This window comes from Agrobacterium sp. 10T429 (assembly GCF_056393925.1).
The window spans coordinates 376,253-395,873 of record NZ_JBFTGV010000001.1; the positions used below are offsets into that span (position 1 = coordinate 376,253).

Here is a 19,621-nt window from a genome sequence, read left to right on the forward strand (position 1 = left end):
TCAGCGGCGATAGCTCAGGAGGCGCAGGATGATGAAAATGGGTATGACGATCGTCGCGCCAAGGATCAGATAGTCGCCGATTGCGCCAAGCGCGTGGAAACCGCTGCGCCACAGATCAACCACGAAGTCGCGTGCGCCATAGATGATATTCCATGGCGTCAATCCGAAGATCGCCATCAGAAAGCCGACGAGCAATGAAACCACCAGCAGCTTCACCACGGTGCGGGCCACCGTATCACCCAGCATTTTGTTGACCTCACCGGCCATCAGCAAGTCTCCTGTTTTGTCCTGACATATGAAGCACGCTGCTTCGATGCAAGTTTCGGTGCACTATATCGCGTCATATTCGCAATTCCATGAGTGCGCCATGAAATAGGACTTGAGTTTTTTTATGGCTTGATAAATGACAGCCGACATCTTCTCAGGAAATCTTGAATGGCCCCAAACCAGTTTTCTTCCGGTGACGTCATTGCCGACCGCCGGGCGGACTATGCCCGCATGTTGGCGGAGAGCGGTGATTATCCCGCCGCCGCCGAACTCATGGAGCAGGCGCTTGAACTTGCGCCACGGTGGACGGCGGGCTGGTTTCGCTTCGGGGAATATCATGAAAAGGCGGGGGAAACGGACAAAGCCGTGGCGGCTTACGAAAAAGTCGCCGAACTGGATACGGAAGGGCTGTTTGCAGCCGAACTGAAACTCGCGGTTCTCGGCGCCGCGGACACACCGGAGCAGCCGCCGAGCCGTTATGTAGAAGGGCTGTTCGACGATTATGCCGACCGTTTCGAAACGTCGCTCGTCGAGAAACTGGATTACAGCGTACCGCAAAAGCTGGCGGAGCTGATCGGCAAGGCGGCGGGAGGCGGCGTCTTCGACACCATTGTCGATATCGGCTGCGGCACCGGCCTTCTTGGTGTTGAAATCCGCCTCCTGGCAAAGCGGCTGGAAGGTTTCGACATTTCCCAGAACATGCTCGCCAAGGCGGAGGAAAAGGGACTTTACGACCATCTCGGCCAGGCCGATCTATCGCTGGAAGCTGACGCCTCGGGACTGTTCGCGTCGGCAATGCCGCACCACCGCGCGGACCTCGTCGCCGCCGCCGACGTGATGATGTATCTCGGCAGTCTCGAAACCGTCATGCCCCTCGTTTCGGCCCTGCTTGTGCCCTCCGGTTTCTTCGCCTTTTCGGTGGAGGACGCAGGGGATGAAGATGGTTTTGTGCTGCGGGAATCGCTGCGTTACGCACATTCGAAAAGCTATGTGACCGGCCTTCTTGAGCGGGCGGGCTATTCTCTTATCGAAATCCGCAAAACCACCATTCGCAAGGATGCCGGAAAACCCCTTTCCGGCATTCTTTTTCTTGCCCGCGCCAAAGCCTGAACATTTCGTTTCTTGCCTTTTTTACGATAGGTCAGTCGTCCTTACGTATCCATCTTGATCGCGTGTTTGTTGCAGTGCAAAATGCGCGGAAACCTGAGGGAAAAAGCGTGAGCAGAACGAGAAGCGTTTACAGCATGTGGAGTTCGGATCCGGCCAAACATGCGCCGGTGGAAGACGTGCAGGGCATCGTTACCGGAGCTATCGTATCGGCGCTCGGTTTTTATCTGCTGAACAAGGTCGGCCTTTTGACCGGTGGCACCGCCGGCGTCGCCTTCCTCATTCACTATGCCTTCGGCATCAGCTTCGGCCTCCTGTTCTTCCTCGTCAATCTGCCCTTCTATTACCTCTCGTTCCGCCGCCTCGGTCTTGCCTTTTCCATCAAGACCTTCATTGCCATCGGTCTTGTTTCGGTGCTGACGGAAGTGGAAGCGCGCTGGATGGTCATTGACAGCATCAACCCGCTCTGGGCGGCGCTGCTCGGTGGCCTGCTCCTCGGTTACGGGTTGCTGGCGCTTTATCGCCATCGCGCCAGCCTCGGCGGCATCGGCATTCTGGCCATCTATATTCAGGACCGCTTCGGCATCCGCGCCGGCCTGATCCAGCTTGCCTTCGATGCATTCGTGATGCTCTGCGCCTTCCTCGTCATCGATCCGGCCACCGTTATTTATTCGATTGTCGGCGCTTTCGTCCTCAACATGTTTCTCGCCATCAACCACCGCTCGGACAGATACATCGTTGTGCGCTGAAGAAAGTACGCTTGAAATCTCTCGCGCTTGGGCGCAATAGCTCGATCGAGGCGGGAAAATCAGGGGAACAGGCATGGGCGATACGACTACGCGAAAGCGCGTGAATATCTGGGCTTCCGCGCCCGATCGCCATTCGCTGCTGGAAGATGCCCAGGGCGTTCTGGCGGGCAGCATGCTGGTCTCGCTCGGCGTGACGCTGCTTTCCGCTGCGGGCCTCCTCACCGGGGGTGTGGTGGGTATTGCCTTTCTGGTGCACTATTCGATCGGCTTCAGCTTCGGCGCGGTGTTCTTCCTCGTCAATCTGCCGTTTTATTATCTCGCCTTCCGCCGTCTCGGCCTTGCCTTCACGGTCAAGACCTTTTGCGCCATTGCCATGACGGCGCTGCTTTCGGAATATATGCCGGGCTTCTTCGCTTTCGAAAGCATCAATCCCGTCGCGGCCGCCCTTTTCGGCGGGTTGACGGTCGCGGCAGGCATGCTGGCACTGTTCCGCCATCGCACTAGCCTCGGCGGCTTCGGCATATTGGCGCTTTATCTCCAGGACCGTTTTGGCTGGCGCGCCGGTCTCGTCCAGCTCGCCTTCGATGGCATGGTGCTGGCCTGCTCATTCTTCGTGGCGACACCCTTCGTCATCCTCTGCTCCATCCTCGGCGCGCTGGTCATGAACCTCGCGCTCGCCATCAATCATAGAAACGACCGCTACATCGCCATGTAACGGTCGTCCGGTGCAGGTAAAGCGGATCAGGCTGCTTTTGCTGCCGCTTCGACCGGGTGCTGCGAACGGAAGCCGACGGCGATGCGGTTCCAGGTGTTGATGGCACCGATGGCAACGGTGATCTTCACGATGTCCTCATCGGAGAAATGCGCCTTCAGGGCCTCGAAGGCGTCATCCGGAGCGCCGGTTTCGGCAATCTTCGTCACCGCATCCACCCAGCCGAGCAACGCCCGTTCCTGTTCGGTATATACCGGGGATTCCCGCCAAACGCTCATCAGGTTGATCCACTGTTCGGAAAGACCGTCGTGACGGCTTTCCTTCACATGCATGTCCACACAGAACGCGCAGCCATTGATGATTGATGCGCGCAGCTTGATGAGATGAACGAAGCGGCGCTCGAGGCCGCTGCTCTGGACGTAGGTTTCGAGCGCCATCACGGCTTTGAAGGCTTCGGGGGACGCTTTGGCATAGTTCAAACGGGTTTTCATGTGTCTCTCTCCATTCGTGGTTCAGTTTGAGGGGCATGTGTCATCGTTCCGGGAAGCTGCGAAGCTCTCCGGTATTTCAGATGGTCGGGTCTTTTTAGGTTCTAGCGCGTCGCCGTCCTGCGCTCGTTCAGCTCCAGAAAGGCGCAGCCGCGTGCCGCAATGCCGCCGTCGTCAGTGGCGGCAAGGTCGCCCAGAATGTCGGCAATGCTGGTTTTAGCGAGTTCCGCCCGATAGGCTTTCTCCGCCTTCAGCATCGCGGCGTTGATGCCGCAGGGCTTGGTGAAATAACGTCCCGGCAGGGGGTTCGGCCCGCGCTGGCGAATTTCTGCGCAGCGAAAGGCAGGCTGTGGTCCCTCCACGGCCAGAACAATATCAAGCAGGGTAATCTTGTCGGTTGTCCGGGCCAGACGATAACCGCCCTTCGGCCCTGGTACGGTGGAAACTATTCCGGCACCGGAAAGCAATTGCAGGTGCTTCAAGAGATAACTCGTGGAAACGCCATGGAATTCTGCCAGCGCCGCCGCCGAAAGCACGCCGCCTTCGGAAAGTCCCGCTAACATGCCTACGCTGTGAATGGCCTGTTCAACGCCGTCGCCGAGTTTCATCCGATTTGCTCACGTTTGGTTTGCTTTAGTATCGTGGATATTATTTATCCATGATTATGCATTCCTGTCAAGCAGCTCTGTTCCACTCTTCTTTTTTCAAGGTTTCTCACTACCTTGAAGGCGTGAAACACGCTGAGTCTCCCATTTCCGGCACGCATGTCGGCACCTTGCCCCTTTCATTCCAGAAATGGTTTGCCGAAAAAGGGTGGTCCCCGCGCGCGCATCAATTGGAGCTGATGGCTCGGGCGCGTGGCGGCGAAAACATGCTGCTGATTGCACCGACGGGTGCCGGCAAGACGCTGGGCGGCTTCATGGCGTCGCTCACCGATCTTGCTGAACGCGGCAAGGTGCCGCCGGGCTCCGCCTTTGTCGGCGTGCACACGCTTTACATCTCGCCGCTCAAGGCACTTGCGGTGGATATCGAACGCAATCTCACCAAGCCTGTCACGGAAATGGGCCTGCCGATCTCAATCGAAACCCGCACCGGCGATACGCCGCAGGCAAAACGCCAGCGCCAGAAGGTCAAACCGCCCGATATTCTCCTGACGACGCCGGAACAGGTGTCGCTGCTGCTTGCCAACAAGGAAGCCGAGCGCTTTTTCCGCGACCTGAAATATGTGGTGCTGGATGAGCTGCACTCGCTCGTCACCTCCAAGCGTGGCCATCTGCTGTCGCTTGCGCTCGCGCGGGTGCGCAGGCACGCGCCGCATGTCCGCTTCATTGGCCTTTCCGCCACGGTGGCGGAGCCGATGGATTTACGCCGTTACCTGGCACCGCAGGGGCAGGGAGAACCGCCCGCAGGTCTTATAACAGTGGAAGGCGGAGCCAAGCCAAACATCGCCATTCTGCAGACGGAGGAGCGTATTCCATGGTCCGGCCATTCCGCGCGCTACGCCATGAAGGATTTGTATCCCGCTCTGAAGGCGCACCAGACGACGCTCATCTTCGTTAACACCCGCTCGCAGGCGGAACGGATTTTTCAGGAACTCTGGAATGTAAACGACGATAATCTTCCGATCGCCTTGCATCACGGTTCGCTGGATGCCGGACAGCGCCGCCGGGTGGAGGCCGCGATGGCTGAAAACAAATTGCGCGCGGTCGTCGCCACCTCCACGCTCGATCTCGGGATAGACTGGGGCGATGTCGATCTCGTCGTGCATGTCGGCGCGCCAAAGGGGGCGAGCCGCCTTGCCCAACGCATCGGCCGCGCCAATCACCGTATGGATGAGCCGTCAAAGGCAATCCTCGTTCCCGCCAACCGTTTCGAGGTGATGGAGTGCCGGGCCGCACTCGATGCGAACTATATCGGCGCGCAGGATACGCCCCCCATCGCGCAAGGCGCACTGGATGTTCTTGCCCAGCATGTGCTCGGTATGGCCTGCGCCGAACCTTTCGATGCGGATGATCTCTATCGTGAAGTGACCAGCGCTTCACCCTATGCCGATCTACCGCGTTCTACCTTCGACCGCGTTGTGGATTTTACCGCTACCGGTGGATACGCACTGCGCACCTATGAACGTTACGCCCGCATCCGCCAGATGAAGGACGGCCGCTGGCGTGTCTCCAATCCGGCGGTCGCGCAGCAATATCGCCTAAACCTCGGCACCATCGTCGAGGCTGCGGAACTCAATGTCCGCATGGTCAAGCGCAATGCCAAGGGCTCGGTCGGACGCGGCGGCATGTCGCTCGGCAAGGTCGAGGAATATTTCCTCGAGCAGCTAGTGCAGGGCGATACCTTCCTGTTTGCCGGCAAGGTTCTGCGCTTCGAAGGCATCCGGGAGAATGAATGCTTGGTGTCGCAGGCCTTTTCAATGGACCCGAAGATACCCTCCTATGCCGGCGGCAAGTTTCCGCTTTCCACCTACCTTGCGGACCAGGTGCGCTCCATGCTGTCCGATCCCGCTCGCTGGCAGTCGCTACCGGATCAGGTGCGCGACTGGCTGGCAATCCAGAAGGAAAAATCGATCATTCCCAAGCGCGACGAGCTGCTGGTCGAGACATTTCCCTTCCGCAAACGCTTCTTCATGGTCATGTATCCTTTTGAAGGGCGGCTGGCTCACCAGACCCTCGGCATGCTTCTGACACGGCGGCTGGAACGGGCGGGCGCAAAGCCCATGGGCTTCGTTGCCACCGATTATTCGCTCGCCATCTGGGCCATGGAGGATATTGGCAGGCGGCTGAAATCCCGCCGCCTGTCGTTGGCGGAACTTCTCGACGAGGACATGCTGGGCGACGATCTGGAGGCGTGGCTGGACGAATCCTTCATGCTGAAGCGGACCTTCCGCAACTGTGCCGTCATTTCCGGCCTCATCGAACGCCGCCATCCCGGAAAGGAAAAGACGGGCCGTCAGGTCACGGTCTCCGCCGATCTTATTTATGACGTTCTTCGAAGCCATGAGCCGGATCATATTCTACTGGAGGCAACCAGACGTGATGCGGCGGCGGGACTTTTGGACATTGGCCGTCTTGGCGATATGCTGAAGCGAATCAAGGGTCACACCACCCATCGTGCACTGGAGCACGTCTCGCCGCTTGCCGTTCCTGTCATGCTGGAAATCGGCCGCGAGACGGTGGCGGGCGAGGCGATGGATCAGGTGCTGGCCGAGGCCGCAGACGAGCTTATCGCCGAAGCCATGTCCTGAGGCATCAAACTGGAATGAAGGAACGACCACAAAAGTGCTGAGCCGACTGACATTGAGCGACAGGTTTTCCAATGGCTTCGAATGCCTTGGCAGCGAAACTGCCATCAACGGCGTCGCCGCCTGGTGTGACCCGTTGGGTGGGCTTTACCTGCCCGATCTGTCGCTGCTGGTTGTCTCGGACCTGCATCTGGAAAAAGGTGCGGCCTTTGCCCGGCGCGGGCGCATGCTGCCGCCTTACGACACGATCGCTACCCTCAAAATCCTGTCTTCCCTTGTCAGCCGTTACGATCCGAAGATCGTCGTCAGCCTCGGCGACAATTTCCACGATCGGGTCGGGTCCGAGCATCTGCCGCTTATGCTGCGCGAACTGATCCGCGAGATGGCCCGTGGCCGTGACTGGATATGGATCAACGGCAATCACGATCCGGATGGCACGGTCGATCTGCCGGGGTCTTCGGTAGATGAGATGTTTTACGGCAATCTCGTTTTCCGCCACGAGCCTAAGGTAGGAGATGCCGCGGGTGAAATCGCAGGCCATCTGCATCCCTCCGCCACTGTTCGCCGTCGCGAAAAAACGGTGCGGCGCCCCTGTTTCGCCACCGATGGTTCCCGCCTGTTGATGCCGGCCTTCGGGGTGATGAGCGGCGGACTGGATTTGCGACACAAGGCCATGCGCGGTCTCTTTGACCACGCTGCACTCGTCGCGCATCTGATGGGGCGGGACCGCATCTATTCGGTACGGTTTTCAAATCTGCTCGGCTGAGCGCATCGCTCCGCCCGCCTATTGGCGGTATACCAGCACCGGTATCTTCGAGTTTTTCAGCACCTTAGCCGTAACGCTGCCGACAAGCATCTCGACGAAGCTTCTGCGCCGGTGTGAAGCCATGGCGATGAGGTCGCAGCCGGTCCTGTTGGCGATTTCGACAATCGCCTCATCCGGCCGTCCCGCCCGCGCCAGCAGGGCTTCGCAATCCAGCCCCATCGATGCGGCGTGCGCCTGCGTATCTCTCAGAAAATGCTCCGCCTCCTCGCAACGGTGGAATTCCTCTTCGGCAATGGCGGCAATGTCCTCGACATCGCTGGCAATCACGTGAAAGGGTTCGGACACCGTCACGACGGTCACCTTTGCGCCTGCCTCTCTGGCGAGAGCGAACCCTTGGTCGATTGCGATCTGCGCCAGCGGCGAGCCATCGGTGGGAATGAGAATGTGCTTGAACATGACATTTCTCCTTTTCATCCCGGTCACAACCGCACTTGCCGCCATAAGCTGCGTACGTGGTTGTAACGTCTTGAATTTTACCGCAAACCATTGAAGGAAGCGAACGCTATCTTTTACGCCGAGGGCGAAAGACGCGCTCTTTTACGGGAATGAAAAACACTCAGTCCTTGCGGAAAATAATACTGGCACTCCAGCCCGTGACGACGGCGAGGAGAACGCACAGCGCGCCATAGGCAAGCGGTGTCTGATGCGCGGCATCCGTGATTGCCTGTTCCATGCCGGTCTTGACGACGCGCAGTTTCAGCTCGCGCTGGGCGATGAAATTGCCGCTCTTGAAGAGATAGGCACGGGCGGTATGCACGCCGTTCGGGACGTTGGCGGGCAGGCGCAGGGTTGCCCAGAACAGGCCGGTGCGTTCAAGCCGCACGCCGGTCGTGTCGTTGCGATAGATGCCGCTTGAAAGCCGCAGGCGCCGATAGGCCTCCTGAAAATCGAAGACATTGTCGGGCACGCCGGAAAACACCGCACTTTTGAGCGACAGATGTTCGACACCAAGCCCCATTGCCCGCAAGGTGCCAGGCGAAGCGACGGCGCTGATATCGCGCGTGCTGGCCATGGAATAGGATTCCGGCAGCGGCGTGAAGGTGATGGCGCTGGTATTGATCCAGATACCGGCCACGCGCTCCTTCTTGCGCACCGTCATGTAGTCGCTGGGGCCTTCAAGGGTGACGACGATATCATATTGGCCTATAGCGAGCAGCAACTGGTCGGTGTTGTTAAGAGCGCCGAAAAGCGTGAAATCCGCCCCGCGAAAATCGGAGGTGATCGGAATCTCCGTCGTCGATGCGCCGATTTCGATATTTTCCTGCAAGGACCGCTGCTGTGTGCCGGGAGGCAGGGCAAGCGGCGGTGTCTGCGCCGAAGCGGTAAAGGCAAGGCAGGAACCGATAAGCAGAAAGGCGCAAAGCAGCAGGCGGTGGGTCAATAACCTAACCCTCCGACGGCGACCGAAAACAGGTCTTCGGGGCGAACAACCAGTGCCACGGCAAGGCGAAGGGCGACTGCAAGCACCAGAAGCGCCAAAAGCGCGCGCAGCTGTTCGCCGCGCAGTTTCTGCCCGACGCGCACGCCATATTGCGCGCCGATGACGCCCGCGACCATCAGGATGAAGGCCAGCACCACATCGACGGAATAGTTCGTCGCGGCCTGAACGATGGTCGTATAGGCGGTAACGAAAATGATCTGGAACAGTGAGGTCCCGACAACGACGTTGGTCGGAATACGCAGAAGATAGATCATGGCCGGCACCATGGTGAAGCCGCCGCCGACACCCATGATCGAGGTCAGGATGCCGATACCGAAACCCAGCGTGACAACGGGAATGATGCTGAGATAGATCTTCGACTTCTTGAACCGCATTTTCAGCGGCAGGCGGTGAACCCAGTTGTGATGGCCGGGGCGGCGCAGCGTCACCGTCTCATTACGGGCAGCGCGGCGCAGGGCGGAAATGCTCTCCTTAAGCATCAAGGTGCCGACAGTGCCGAGCAGGATGACATAAAGCAGCGAAACGATGAGATCGAGCTGGCCGATGCTGCGCAGGAAGGAGAATATCCACACGCCCACCGTAGCGCCCACGAGACCGCCGACAAGCAGGACGCTCCMAAGCTTCACATCCAGCGTTCCGCGCCGGAAATGCGTGATCGAGCCGGAGACGGAAGAGGCCACCACCTGGTTTGCGCCCGTCGCCACAGCCACTACGGGCGGAATATTGTAAAAAATCAGCAAGGGGGTGATGAGAAAACCGCCCCCCACGCCGAACATGCCGGAAAGAAAACCGACGGCCGCGCCCATGCCGAGAATGATGAAAATGTTCACCGACAGTTCTGCAATCGGCAGATAGACAGTCACGGCTCGGACCTCGGGCAAATGGTTCCGGGCGGCAGGGCTTGTCCGGGTGGGGGGCCGCGCCGCGATTTACATTTTCTGTCTGAAAAGACCGGGCATGCCCAGCCTTATCCGTCATGCCCGCGAGGGTCCGACGTGTCAACATTCAACGGTAAATACGTTGATAATTTGGAAAGATAGCGATCAGGCGTGGGAGCAGCGCCACATTCCGGCGCCAAACTGTGGGGAAGCGGCCGGGAAGGCCGCCTCATCCGTTGCGAAACGGTTATTTGTTGCGGGCGAGCAGCGCTGTCACCAGCTCGTTGGTGATGCGCCCGTCGGGTGTCTGGCCAACGGATTTCTGGAAATCCTTGATGGCGGTAACCGTGTTCTTGCCAAGCTTGCCGTCGGGCTGGCCGGCATCGAAACCGTTCTTGTTCAGGATTGCCTGAATGTTGCGGATCGCCTTTTCCATGTCCACGGAGGCAGTCTTCACGCCCTCCTTGCCAGCCCATTCCTCGGGCGGGTTGACACTGTTGGCGTCTTCCGAAAGCGGCTTGACCTTCCACGCGTCGGCTTTCGCACGTGCGCTCTGAAGCTGCTGCGGGTTCATCGCTCCCGCAACCTCGTCACGCTTCTGGGCAGCGTCCGTGTCGCCATCCTTGGCCGCAATGGAGAACCACTTGTAGGATTCCTCGATATCCTGCTTCACGCCGCTTCCGCGCGCGTAGAGAATGGCAAGGTTGAACTGGCTGTCGCGGACGCCGAGTTCGGAGGCCTTGATGAACCATTGCGCGGCGGTGGTGAAATCCGGCTGGCCGGCCGCATCGGAGGCGAGCAGGACGGCGAGATTGTGCATGGCGCCTGCATTGCCCTGTTCGGCTGCCAGCGTGTAATAGCGCTTCGCTTCGGAAAGGTTGCGCTCGACGCCATTCGCCTTCTCGTAAAGGTTGGCGAGACGATATTGTGCGGGAGCAAGGCCGCGATCCGCAGCCAGCTTGTACCATTTGGCGGCTTCCGCGCGATCGGCGGCAAGGCCGCGACCTTCGGTGTAGCGTGCTGCGATCTCGTACAGCGCCTGCGTGTCGCCTTTCGCTGCGGCTTCCGCCAGCGATGCTGGCTCGATACCGGCGGGAACCGCAATCGCGCCCTGGGCGGCGGCAGCCGTGGTAGCGGCTTGCACCGGTGCCTGCGGCTCACTCTGTGCGACAGTGCCTGACGTCGCCGCATCCACAGCGGGCGCATCGGCAACAGGCGGTTCATTGGCAAGCGGCGCGCCGCCAATGGTACGCGGATCGATGGTGTTTTCCGATGGTGCTGCGTTTTCGATGCTGTCGGCGGATGCCGCCTCCTGCGGATCGATAGCCAGTTCGGACGGAATGGTCACGGCCTTGTCGCCGGTCTCGGGAAGTGCGGAGACCGGGGCATCGCCCATCTTCTCTTCGATGACCGGTGCCGGGGCTTCCGCGCCGCCCATCATCGTCTTGACGAGCGGCATGGCCATCATCGCAAGAAGAATGGCGCCGATGCCGAGCAGCAGCGGGCGACGATAACGTGAAAGCGCCGAAGCGTCGGGCTTGCGATTTTTCTTGCCGGTCTCAAGCTTCTCCGGTGAGGTTTCCATGGCGGCAGCCTGCGCTGCGCGACGGGCGGCGGCGATGAAATCCGTGCGGCCTTCTGCATCCGCCGCCTTGCCGCTGGAAGCGACCTGGCTGGCGCGCACCCGTTCCAGTATTTTCTTGATATCAGGTGCGCCGGAGCCGGGCTCCAGAAGTTCGTTCTCCTGGCCCGCGGGCAGCACGTCGATCGGATCGAGCGAAGGGGCGGGTTCCACCTGCGTGCGGGTGGTGGTTGCCGATACGGGTTCTTCTGCCGATTTGGCGGTCTTCGCCGTGCCGGTTTTGAAACGCTTGGTCAGGCCGGCAAGCAGGCTCTTTTTCTCTGCTTTTGCGGGTTTTGCAGCGGCGGGCGGCACGATTGCCATCGCATCCGCGCCGTTTTCGCCGGCATCGCGCGTGTCTTCGAGAATAAGCTGTTCTTCGGTGATGTAGCCCTCTTGCGGGAAGATGGCGGCCGGCATGGCCACGTCTTCGCGGGCGGGCGTAATCATATGCTGCGCGACGTTGCGTGGCGCTGCCTCTTCGCGATAGGCGGGAGCGGGTGCGCGATTATCAAGGCTGTCCAGTCGACCGGCAATCTGCACCAGCGTTTCGTGCAGCGCCTCGAAGGTGCGGTGCGTGCGTTCTTCCGTGTTGCGGCTCAGCGCCTCGAGGCTGCGCAGATCGGTGGCAAGATCGGTCAGCATCGTCATATCGGCGAGGTTTGCGCCGGAGGAGACATTGTTGCGCGTAAAGGCGTCCAGAACGGCCTCGGCCGCCTGTCGAGCCGCTTCGATGATATACTCATCGTTGGACGCCATGTAGTCCTCGATCGCCGACATGCGGGCATCGAGTTCCGGCGACATGCCCGCCGGCTGGTGATGACCCGGCTGGCTGATTAGCGAGGAGAGATGGGCGATCTGATTTTCGAGGCTGAGCAAAGCGCCGCTGTCGGCGGGTGCGGCATGGGCGGTCTCGTCCAGACGGGCCGCGATATCGCCAAGCCGTTCTTCCAGGCGCGAAAAAGTGCCTTCGTTGAAACCAGCAACGGGCTGCGGCTGGCTGTAGCGATAGTCAAGGTCTTCGATGCGCCGAGAAAGCGTGTCGAGCCGTTCCGCCAGGCCGTCATTGACCGTGCCGTGATCCAGCGCGTCGATCTTGCGGGAAATGTCGCTGAGGAACGATGTCAGTTCCGCCTGCTGTGAGGGGCGCTGCGAACGCTCCAGAAGCAGGGAAAGCTGGTCCAGTCGCTCGTGCAGCTGTGCCGCGTCGCGCGCCGTGCTCAATTCGTCGATCTTGGCGGCCAGCGTTTCAAGACGGGCGGTGAGATCCACAGCAGGATCGGGCTTTGCGGCGGCAATACGATTGATATCACCGAGCTGTTCGGCAAGGCCGTTCAGGCGGGTTTCCAGCCGCTGTGCCAGTGCGTTGTCGGTGGCCTGTGCATTGTTGGAGCGGGCGCCAGTAGCGGCAATGGCGCGGCTGATTTCATCCAGTCGCTGGTCCAGACCGGAAAACTGTTCGGTAAAGGCAGCCTCGTTCGGCTGCATATGCTTGCCGAGCTGCTCCACAGCGCTTGCGATGGTGATCAGCTTTTCCTCAAGCACGCGCACGGCGGGATTGTTGCTCATGCCGCCGAGCTGGGTCTTGATGTCGTCGAGACGATAGGCGAGCGAGACGATTTCGTCCTGCAGCGAGGCCGTGTCGAAACCGCGCAACGTGTCTTCCACGGTGTTCCAGCGGCTTTCGATCCGATGTACGCTGTCTTCACGCGCAAGCTGATCGATGGTGAGGCGCAGGTCATCGAATTCATTGCGCAGCCCGTAGGCATCGGGAGAGGCCAGATTGCCGAGCTGGTCGATGCTGCCGGCAAGCCTTGCAATATCGTCGCGCAGGTCGCCGATGAACTGCTGGTCTTCCGCGATCGCGCGAATGTTTCGGATTTCGGCTCGCAGCCCTTGCGCTTCGCGCGCCACGCCTTCTGAAATATCGTGCTTCAGCTCATGCCGCAGGTTGACGAGCGCCTGCGCGATCTCCTGCAAGGCCGCGTCGTTTCGCTGCTGCTCCTGATAGGGCGGGATGGAGCGCGCGCGCGGTGCGGGGTTGGCCGCCGCGTTCTGCACGTCGTTCGGCCGGTATTCAGGCGCAAGCGGTCTGGTAATGGTTCGTTCCGGGCGCGCAACGGGCTCCTGCGGGCGCTGGAAGCTTGCCTCAAGCAGGCGCTGGCGCTGGCGGATTTCGTTGACCGGGTCGAGTTGCGGCGGGGTGACGGTGGCGCGTGGCTCGCGCGGCGCGGCATGGGCCTCGTTTTTCGGCTCAGCTGTCGTGGCCCGGGGGTCGCGCGGAAATTTCTGGCTCATCAGCCCTTCGATGCGGGCTTCAAGGCCTTCAATGGTGCGATTGAGAGCATCAAGAGACGACCTGTCGCTCGGGCTTTGGTTTTTCGATCGCAATCCGTTCATCTTCTCGCTCGCTTCGCTTCCGTCCGGCGTGCCCGGTGTTTGTTGCAACGGCTACCCGCCTGATAATGCCGTCGCACAACATGCAGCAATTCTAGAGCCGGTATTTGCCCCCATGGAGGAAAATGCTTCGATTGACGAAGCAGTTACCTCGTGTCGGAGAATTCACGAAACGTGGTAAAGAAGTGGTTAACTATGGTTGGAATTTTTTAACTTTTGCGGCGCGTAACGCTTTCGCGTGGGGCTGGCCAAGCATTGCGCGGAAAAAGGGCCATGACATTCGACCGGAATTTATTTGACGTTTACGCGCACGTCAAATATTGTCATCCCATATCGGCCGGATCGGCTCCGGCTTTCACGATGCGGAGGAACATCGGTAATGCCTGTTTACAAGGCCCCAGTTAAAGACACGCTTTTTATTCTGAACGACGTTCTTGGCCTCGAGCGGTATAACAACCTGCCCGGCTTCGAGGATGCAACCCCCGACATGATCGAGGCTATTACCGGCGAGGCGGCGAAACTTGCCGAGGAGCGGCTTTTCCCGCTGAACCTGTCTGGCGATCAACAGGGCTGCAAGCGTGCAGATGATGGTTCGGTTTCCGTTCCTGATGGTTTCAAGGAGGCTTACGACGCCTATTGTGAAGGCGGCTGGATCGGCCTCGCCGTACCGCCGGAATTCGGCGGGCAGGGCCTGCCCTATACGCTGCATGCGGCGATTGGCGAGTATATGTCGTCCGCCAACCTGTCGCTGATGATGTATCCCGGCCTGACGCAGGGCGCCATCGCTGCCGTCCTCGTCCATGGCACGCAGGACCAGAAAGAAACCTATCTGCCGAAGATGGTCGAGGGAACATGGTCCGGCACCATGAACCTGACAGAACCCCATTGCGGCACCGATCTCGGCCTGCTGCGCACAAAAGCAGTTCCGCAGGGCGACGGCAGCTACAAGATTTCCGGCCAGAAGATCTTCATTTCGGCCGGCGAACATTCCATGACTGACAATATCGTCCATCTGGTGATTGCCCGCATCGAGGGCGCGCCGGAAGGCACCAAGGGTATTTCGCTGTTCATCGTGCCGAAATTCCTCGTGAAGGAGGACGGTTCGCTCGGCGAGCGCAACGGCGTCACCTGCGGCGCGATCGAACACAAGATGGGCATCCACGGCAACGCCACCTGCGTCATGAACTATGACGATGCGACGGGGTATCTCTTGGGTGCGGAGAACAAGGGTCTCTCCGCCATGTTCGTGATGATGAACGAAGCCCGCCTCGGCGTCGGCCTTCAGGGCCTGTCCGTGGGTGAGATCGCCTATCAGAATGCGGTCGAATATGCCCGCGAGCGCATTCAGGGCCGTTCACTTTCCGGGGCAAAATTCCCCGATAAAAAGGCCGATCCTATCATCGTGCACCCGGATATCCGCCGTACGCTGATGACTATCAAGGCCTATAACGAGGCTGGTCGCGCCTTCCTTCTGTGGACCGCGCTGCAATCCGATATCGCCCACCGGTCGACCGATGAGAAAGAGCGTCAGACGGCAGATGACCTGCTCGGTCTCGTCACGCCGATCCTCAAGGGCTTGCTGACTGACAAGGGCTTCGACCATGCCGTCATGGCGCAGCAGGTCTTCGGCGGTCACGGCTATATCGAGGAACATGGCATGAGCCAATATGTCCGCGATGCCCGCATCACCATGATCTATGAGGGTGCCAACGGCATTCAGGCGCTCGATCTGGTTGGCCGCAAGCTCGGCATGAATGGCGGCCGTGCCGTCATGGCGCTGTTCAAGGAAATCGGCGATTTCTGCGAGGAAAACCGCGCCGACGAAAAGCTTAGCCTCTACACCAAGGGCCTGAAGAAGGGCTTGAACGATCTACAGGCCGCAACCATGTGGTTCATGCAGAACGCCATGGCCAAGCCAGACAATGCCGGTGCAGGTTCGACCGATTACATGCACCTCTTCGGTATCGTGGTGCTGGGTTACATGCAGGCCCGCATGGCGAAGGCGGCGAGCGAAGCCCTTGCGGCAGGTAGCACTTCGGACGAGGATTTCCTCAAGACCAAGCTTGTCACGGCGAAGTTTTATATGGAGCGCATCATGCCGGAAACGGCGCTACGCAAGGCTCGCATCGAAACCGGCGCGGACACCATGATGGAACTGGCTGCGGAAGCATTCTGACAGGGCGTGTCACGCGCCGAGGGAGAGAGTTAATGACCGACGTTTACATTTATGACCATGTCCGCACCCCGCGCGGACGCGGCAAGAAGGATGGCAGCCTGCATGAGGTGCCCTCCGTTCGCCTTGCCGCCAAGACGCTGGAAGCCATCCGCGACCGCAACGGGCTCGATACGTCTGCTGTCGATGACATCATCATGGGCTGTGTCGATCCCGTCATGGATGCCGGTGCAGTCATCCCGAAAGCCGCCGCCTTCGAGGCCGGTTATTCCAACAAGGCACCGGGAATGCAGATTTCGCGCTTCTGCGCTTCAGGTCTCGATGCCATCAACTTCGCGGCCGGCAAGGTCAAGGCAGGCTCCGACGATATCGTCATAGCCGGCGGCGTGGAAAGCATGTCGCGCGTCGGCATGGGCATGTCTGGTGGCGCCTGGTACATGGACCCTTCGGTCAACTTCCCCGCCTTCTTCATGCCGCAGGGCGTGTCGGCAGATCTCATCGCCACCAAATACGGTTTTTCCCGTGACGATGTCGACGCCTATGCTGTCGAAAGCCAGAAGCGCGCCGCGCATGCCTGGGAAAAGGGCTATTTCAGCAAGTCCGTTATCCCCGTGAAGGACCGCAACGGCCTGACGATCCTCGACCGCGACGAACATATGCGCCCCGGTACGGACATGCAGGCGCTTGCCTCACTCAACCCCTCTTTCCAAATGCCGGGTGAAATGGGCGGCTTCGAAGCCGTTGGCATCATGGCGCACCCGGAAGTGGAGCGTATCAACTACGTGCACCATGCGGGCAATTCGTCCGGTATCGTCGATGGTGCGGCCGCCGTTCTGGTTGGTTCCAAGGCGGGCGGCGAGGCGATGGGTGTGAAGCCGCGTGCCCGCATCAGGGCTTTCGCCAATATCGGTTCCGATCCGGCGCTGATGCTGACCGGCCCGGTGGATGTGACCGAGAAGCTTCTGAAAAAGACCGGGATGTCGCTTGCCGATATCGATCTTTTCGAACTCAACGAGGCCTTCGCCGCCGTCGTGCTGCGTTACATGCAGGCCTTCGACATCAGCCACGACAGGATGAACGTCAATGGCGGCGCAATCGCCATGGGCCATCCGCTGGGTGCGACAGGAGCGATGATCCTCGGCACGGTGCTTGACGAGTTGGAGCGGCGCGATCTGAACACCGCGCTCGTCACGCTCTGCATCGGCGCGGGCATGGGCACAGCGACCGTTATCGAGCGGGTTTGAGTTACGGAGGGCTAACCCCAGGCTCCTCATCCCTTTGCTCGTCACAGGGATTCCAGCAGCGCCGCGTCTGCGGCGGGCGAGAGTCTTCCAGCCCAAAGACTTGGGCTGACTGGGTTCCTGTGACAGGCACAGGAATGAGGGATCGGGAAGTCCGGCGAAACGAAATTCAGGGAAGAGGAATCCCAAATGAGCACTTATACCAATTTCACCATCGAGACGGACGCAGACGGCATTGCCCTCGTCACCTGGGACATGCCGGAAAAGTCCATGAATGTCTTCACTTCCGAGGTGATGGACGAACTGAACGCCATCGTTGACGCAACTGTCGCCGACGCTGCCGTCAAGGGTGTTGTCTTCACCTCCGGCAAGAGCACGTTTTCAGGCGGTGCCGATCTTTCGATGATCAAGTCGATGTTCTCCTTCTACAATGACGAGAAGGCGAAGGACCCGGATCAGGCAGCCGCCAAGCTGTTCGAACTGGTCGGCCGCATGACCGGCTTGTTCCGCAAGCTGGAGACCAACGGTAAGCCCTGGGTCTCAGCCATCAACGGCACCTGCATGGGCGGCGCTTTCGAGCTGTCGCTTGCCTGCCACGGTCGCGTCGCGTCGAATGCCAAGAGCCTCAAGATAGCCCTTCCTGAAGTCAAGGTCGGCATTTTCCCTGGTGCCGGCGGCACCCAGCGCGTGCCGCGCCTGACCGATGCGCAATCTGCCTTGCAGATGATGACCACCGGTCAGTCGCTGACCGGTGCGCGCGCCAAGGCCATGGGGCTGGTTCATCAGGTGGTGGAGCCGGATCAGCTCATTTCCGCTGCCAAGCAAATGATCAAGGACGGCCTGAAGCCGGTTGCCCCCTGGGATGAGAAAGGCTTCAAGGCCCCCGGCGGCGGCATCTGGACGCCGGCCGCTGCCCAGCTCTGGCCGGCCGCTCCGGCGATCCTGCGCCGTGAAAGCGCCGGCAACTATCCGGCAGCACTTGCTATCCTGAAATGCGTCTATGAGGGTCTGCAATTGCCGTTCGATACGGCGTTGAAGGTGGAGCAGCGTTATTTCACCGAAATCCTTCGTTCGAAGGAAGCCTTCGGCATGATCCGCTCGCTGTTCGTTTCCATGCAGGAACTGGGCAAGGGCGCGCGCCGCCCGGCCGGTCAGCCGAAGACGGAGTTCAGAAAGGTCGGCGTCGTCGGCGCGGGCTTCATGGGCGCCGCCGTTGCTTATGTCACCGCCGCAGCCGGTATCCCCGTCAGGCTGGTGGACCGCGATCAGGAAGCCGCCGACAAGGGCAAGGGCCATTGCGAGGAAAGCGTCAAGGCCGCCATTGGCAAGGGCAGGCTGACGCAGGATGAAGGCAAGGCCTTGCTCGACCTCGTTACCCCGACAGCGGATTACGCGGCGCTCTCCGACGCCGATCTCGTCATCGAGGCCGTCTTCGAAGACCGCGACGTGAAAAAGGCCGTCATAGAGGCCGTGGAAGCCGTGTTGCCGCAAGGCGCAATTTTCGCCTCCAACACCTCCACCTTGCCGATCACCGGGCTTGCGAAGAACTCCAAGCGCCCGGTGGATTTCATCGGCATCCACTTCTTCTCGCCGGTCGAGAAGATGATGCTGACGGAAGTCATCCTCGGCAAGGAAACGGGCGATAAGGCGCTGGCCGTCGCGCTGGATTATGTGGCCAAGATCAGGAAGACGCCGATTGTCGTCAACGATACGCGCGGCTTCTTCGTCAATCGCTGCGTGCTGCGTTACATGGCGGAAAGCTACGACATGCTGATCGAGGGTGTGCCGCCCGCCATGATCGAGAATGCCGCGAAATTCGCCGGCATGCCGGTCGGCCCGCTGGCGCTGAACGACGAAGTGGCAATCGATCTTTCCTACAAGATCCTGAAAGCAACCGTTGCCGATCTCGGTGAAAAGGCTGTCGATCCGCGCCATATGGAACTGGTGAAGAAGCTGGTGGAAGGCGAGGGCCGTTTTGGCCGCAAGAACTCCAAGGGCTTTTACGACTACCCGCCAAAGCCTGCCAAGAAGTCCCTCTGGCCCGGCCTGAAGGATCTCTATCCTCAGCAGAAGCCGGAGGATGTGGATATGGAAGTGCTGAAACAGCGTTTTCTGGTCACCGTGGCGCTGGAAGCCGCCCGCACCGTGGAGGAGGGCATTGTCACCGATCCGCGTGAGGCCGATGTCGGCTCCATCCTCGGTTTCGGCTTTGCGCCCTACACCGGCGGCGCCCTATCCTATATCGACGGCATGGGCGTGAAGACCTTCGTGGCGCTGGCCGAGAAGCTGAGCGAGACCTATGGCCCACGCTTCAAGCCGACGCCGCTTCTGAAGGACATGGCCGCCAAGGGCGAGACCTTCTACGGTCGCTTCGATCCCTATGGCAGCACCGCGAAAGCGGCATAAGCCTTCAAGACACACAAATGAACAGGCCCTTCGGGGCCTGTTTTTTTATCGGCCTATCGTGCCGATAC

At 60.0% G+C, this 19,621-nt stretch carries 15 protein-coding genes; 8 read left to right on the plus strand and 7 right to left on the minus strand.

The window, feature by feature from the left end; genetic code table 11:
• A complete protein-coding gene (locus AC1DCP_RS01845; RefSeq protein ID WP_003514949.1) occupies nt 1-267 on the minus strand; it encodes a DUF6460 domain-containing protein in 267 nt (88 codons plus the stop codon).
• Between the two features lie 168 nt (nt 268-435).
• Between AC1DCP_RS01845 and AC1DCP_RS01850 the strand changes: the two genes are divergently transcribed.
• The 3 genes from AC1DCP_RS01850 (at nt 436) to AC1DCP_RS01860 (ending at nt 2,838) form a co-directional block, all read left to right on the plus strand.
• Nucleotides 436-1,377 carry a class I SAM-dependent methyltransferase gene (locus AC1DCP_RS01850; RefSeq protein WP_065688358.1) on the plus strand — a complete coding sequence of 314 codons (942 nt, stop codon included), beginning with the start codon at nt 436-438 and terminating at the stop codon, nt 1,375-1,377.
• Between the two features lie 134 nt (nt 1,378-1,511).
• Nucleotides 1,512-2,123, plus strand: coding sequence for a YitT family protein (locus AC1DCP_RS01855; RefSeq protein WP_025592410.1), 612 nt, complete (start codon nt 1,512-1,514; stop codon nt 2,121-2,123).
• 73 nt (nt 2,124-2,196) lie between these two features.
• A complete protein-coding gene (locus AC1DCP_RS01860; RefSeq protein ID WP_003514952.1) occupies nt 2,197-2,838 on the plus strand; it encodes a YitT family protein in 642 nt (213 codons plus the stop codon).
• Between the two features lie 26 nt (nt 2,839-2,864).
• On the opposite strand, the gene AC1DCP_RS01865 is transcribed toward AC1DCP_RS01860, so the two are convergent.
• The gene (locus AC1DCP_RS01865) at nt 2,865-3,326 is read right to left on the minus strand and encodes a carboxymuconolactone decarboxylase family protein (protein ID WP_065658364.1); all 462 of its coding nucleotides are present in this window, start codon (nt 3,324-3,326) and stop codon (nt 2,865-2,867) included.
• Between the two features lie 101 nt (nt 3,327-3,427).
• A complete protein-coding gene (locus tag AC1DCP_RS01870) occupies nt 3,428-3,931 on the minus strand; it encodes an RrF2 family transcriptional regulator (protein WP_013635435.1) in 504 nt (167 codons plus the stop codon).
• A 50-nt stretch (nt 3,932-3,981) separates the two neighbouring features.
• Here AC1DCP_RS01870 and AC1DCP_RS01875 point away from each other — a divergent pair, with 50 nt between their 5' ends.
• Both AC1DCP_RS01875 and pdeM read left to right on the plus strand, forming a co-directional pair.
• Nucleotides 3,982-6,573: a ligase-associated DNA damage response DEXH box helicase gene (locus AC1DCP_RS01875; RefSeq protein WP_233284929.1), complete on the plus strand. Its 2,592-nt coding sequence runs from the start codon at nt 3,982-3,984 to the stop codon at nt 6,571-6,573.
• A gap of 34 nt (nt 6,574-6,607) precedes the next feature.
• Nucleotides 6,608-7,336 carry a ligase-associated DNA damage response endonuclease PdeM gene (gene pdeM / locus AC1DCP_RS01880; protein WP_025592414.1) on the plus strand — a complete coding sequence of 243 codons (729 nt, stop codon included), beginning with the start codon at nt 6,608-6,610 and terminating at the stop codon, nt 7,334-7,336.
• A gap of 18 nt (nt 7,337-7,354) precedes the next feature.
• On the opposite strand, the gene AC1DCP_RS01885 is transcribed toward pdeM, so the two are convergent.
• The 4 genes from AC1DCP_RS01885 to podJ form a co-directional block, all read right to left on the minus strand.
• Entirely contained in the window at nt 7,355-7,792 is a 438-nt protein-coding gene (locus tag AC1DCP_RS01885) for a universal stress protein (RefSeq protein WP_003514961.1), read from the minus strand.
• Between the two features lie 160 nt (nt 7,793-7,952).
• A complete protein-coding gene (locus AC1DCP_RS01890; RefSeq protein ID WP_013635439.1) occupies nt 7,953-8,777 on the minus strand; it encodes a TIGR02186 family protein in 825 nt (274 codons plus the stop codon).
• Nucleotides 8,774-9,700, minus strand: a complete 927-nt coding sequence (locus AC1DCP_RS01895) for a sulfite exporter TauE/SafE family protein (protein WP_476774116.1) — start codon at nt 9,698-9,700, stop codon at nt 8,774-8,776. The genes AC1DCP_RS01890 and AC1DCP_RS01895 overlap by 4 nt, the downstream gene beginning before the upstream one ends.
• Nucleotides 9,701-9,962: 262 nt before the next feature.
• Nucleotides 9,963-13,736: a cell division protein PodJ gene (gene podJ / locus AC1DCP_RS01900; protein ID WP_075807503.1), complete on the minus strand. Its 3,774-nt coding sequence runs from the start codon at nt 13,734-13,736 to the stop codon at nt 9,963-9,965.
• A 376-nt stretch (nt 13,737-14,112) separates the two neighbouring features.
• Between podJ and AC1DCP_RS01905 the strand changes: the two genes are divergently transcribed.
• The 3 genes from AC1DCP_RS01905 to AC1DCP_RS01915 all read left to right on the plus strand — a co-directional run bounded on the left by AC1DCP_RS01905 (nt 14,113) and on the right by AC1DCP_RS01915 (nt 19,553).
• Complete coding sequence (locus AC1DCP_RS01905) at nt 14,113-15,909, plus strand: acyl-CoA dehydrogenase C-terminal domain-containing protein (protein ID WP_065688357.1); 1,797 nt, start codon at nt 14,113-14,115, stop codon at nt 15,907-15,909.
• 32 nt (nt 15,910-15,941) lie between these two features.
• On the plus strand, nt 15,942-17,150 hold the full coding sequence (locus tag AC1DCP_RS01910) for an acetyl-CoA C-acetyltransferase (RefSeq protein WP_065688356.1): 1,209 nt from the start codon (nt 15,942-15,944) through the stop codon (nt 17,148-17,150).
• Nucleotides 17,151-17,336: 186 nt separating this feature from the next.
• Nucleotides 17,337-19,553 carry a 3-hydroxyacyl-CoA dehydrogenase NAD-binding domain-containing protein gene (locus tag AC1DCP_RS01915; protein WP_476774117.1) on the plus strand — a complete coding sequence of 739 codons (2,217 nt, stop codon included), beginning with the start codon at nt 17,337-17,339 and terminating at the stop codon, nt 19,551-19,553.
• Nucleotides 19,554-19,621: the final 68 nt, after the last annotated feature.

What these genes read in the sequence shown, in the direction of transcription:
- AC1DCP_RS01845 (WP_003514949.1), bottom strand. Translation starts at nt 267, where the DNA reads ATGGCCGGTGAGGTCAACAAAATGCTGGGTGATACGGTGGCCCGCACC.
- AC1DCP_RS01850 (WP_065688358.1), top strand. Translation starts at nt 436, where the DNA reads ATGGCCCCAAACCAGTTTTCTTCCGGTGACGTCATTGCCGACCGCCGG.
- AC1DCP_RS01855 (WP_025592410.1), top strand. Translation starts at nt 1,512, where the DNA reads ATGTGGAGTTCGGATCCGGCCAAACATGCGCCGGTGGAAGACGTGCAG.
- AC1DCP_RS01860 (WP_003514952.1), top strand. Translation starts at nt 2,197, where the DNA reads ATGGGCGATACGACTACGCGAAAGCGCGTGAATATCTGGGCTTCCGCG.
- AC1DCP_RS01865 (WP_065658364.1), bottom strand. Translation starts at nt 3,326, where the DNA reads ATGAAAACCCGTTTGAACTATGCCAAAGCGTCCCCCGAAGCCTTCAAA.
- AC1DCP_RS01870 (WP_013635435.1), bottom strand. Translation starts at nt 3,931, where the DNA reads ATGAAACTCGGCGACGGCGTTGAACAGGCCATTCACAGCGTAGGCATG.
- AC1DCP_RS01875 (WP_233284929.1), top strand. Translation starts at nt 3,982, where the DNA reads ATGATTATGCATTCCTGTCAAGCAGCTCTGTTCCACTCTTCTTTTTTC.
- AC1DCP_RS01885 (WP_003514961.1), bottom strand. Translation starts at nt 7,792, where the DNA reads ATGTTCAAGCACATTCTCATTCCCACCGATGGCTCGCCGCTGGCGCAG.
- podJ (WP_075807503.1), bottom strand. Translation starts at nt 13,736, where the DNA reads ATGAACGGATTGCGATCGAAAAACCAAAGCCCGAGCGACAGGTCGTCT.
- AC1DCP_RS01905 (WP_065688357.1), top strand. Translation starts at nt 14,113, where the DNA reads ATGCCTGTTTACAAGGCCCCAGTTAAAGACACGCTTTTTATTCTGAAC.
- AC1DCP_RS01910 (WP_065688356.1), top strand. Translation starts at nt 15,942, where the DNA reads ATGACCGACGTTTACATTTATGACCATGTCCGCACCCCGCGCGGACGC.
- AC1DCP_RS01915 (WP_476774117.1), top strand. Translation starts at nt 17,337, where the DNA reads ATGAGCACTTATACCAATTTCACCATCGAGACGGACGCAGACGGCATT.